Genomic DNA, 1437 nt, shown 5'->3' with positions numbered 1-1437 from the left:
GAAGAGGTGCTGCACTCGGCCAAGACGCTGTCATCCGAAAGCACCCGGTTGCGCGCCGAGCTCGACCGCTTCATGGGGAATATCCGGGCGGCGTAGGCAGTCGCTTTTCCAATGTCGTCCTGGCGAAGCCAGACCCATTATTCAGCGAAGAGTTGCGGCGCGTGGCCGGTAACCCCGCGTCTTCGTCAAACCGCTCCGACGAGGGGAGTGATCATATGAAGACACCCCCGCGTCACCTAACCGCTAGTTGCGGCGCCACAAATTTACCGCCGCTTATCCTTTGCCCCGTAACGTGCAGAAGAGTCAGGAAGCGGGCTGCTTCCGGGCTGCGCCTGGTTTTCCGCGAATGGAATGGGGTGGGGGAATGCCCGTCAAGTCGAAGCCGAACACATCGAAGCTGCTCACCCTGCGCTTTCGCGCAAAAATCATCCTTGGCTTCGTGGCGGTGCTCGCCATCCTCGCCATCAGCATGGCTTTCGCCTATTTCGGCTTCGAGCGGATCCAGGCCGCCGTGGCCTCCTACCGCGCCAGCGTGGCGGAAGCGGACCTTGCACGGACGGTCGATCGCGAGCTGATCAGCTACCAGGGGCTGGCGCGGGCCTATGCGCTGACCGGCGCGGCGGATGACGAGACCGCGGCCAAGGCCGCCGAACAAAATCTGAAGGCGGCGATCGCCAAGTCGACGGCCGCGACCACGGGCGCGGCGCGCCGTGAGCAGGTCGGCAGGCTCGAAGCCGAGTTCCAGCGTTTTACGAAGGTGTTCAGCGAGATCATCACGTTGACACGCGAGAACAACAAGATCGCGGCCGATGAGCTCAACAGCGTCGGCAACAAGATCCGCTTCAAGTTCGACGATCTCGCCGACACCGCCGCGCTGGCGGGGCTTGCATCCGTTCAGACCACGGCCAAGGACATCACATCGCAATACCTTGCGGTCTCGACCTCGGTTGGTGCCTTCGTCGCCAAGCCGGAGCCGAAGACCGCCGACGGCGTGACCGCCCGCATCAAGTTCCTGGAGACCCTGTTGGTCTCGATCTATGCCAACGAGCAGAAGATCACCGACCGCGTCACCGAGATCGGCAATCTCCTGAAGCAGTACCGCACCTCGTTCGGAAAGCTGACCGAGAATGTGAAGGTCATCGTCAAGTCGAACGGGGAGATGACCAGGACGGCGGCGGCCATCCTGAAACTCTCGGGCGAGCTGCGGTCGGACCTCTCAGCCGATCAGCAGCGCATCGAGGAGAGCGCCAACGCCACCATCGGCGACACCGAGCGGACGATGCTGATGATGGCGCTCGGCGGCCTCGCCATTGGTGCCGTGTTGGCCTGGATGCTGGGCAATGGCATTTCGCGTCCGATGATCGCGATGTGCAAGGCGATGCGCGAGCTTGCCTCGGGCAATTTCGACGTCGTGCTGCCGGGCCTGGGCCGCAAGGA

At 63.1% G+C, this 1437-nt stretch carries 1 pseudogene; it reads left to right on the top strand.

Annotation, left to right across the window (positions count from 1 at the left end):
- Positions 1-364: 364 nt before the first annotated feature.
- Positions 365-1437 (top strand): annotated as a pseudogene (locus ABIB00_RS38970) (methyl-accepting chemotaxis protein); the annotation flags it as partial.

Source organism: Bradyrhizobium sp. LB14.3, assembly GCF_040547985.1.
Lineage (GTDB): Bacteria > Pseudomonadota > Alphaproteobacteria > Rhizobiales > Xanthobacteraceae > Bradyrhizobium.
This window is presented reverse-complemented; position numbering and strand designations above follow the sequence as displayed.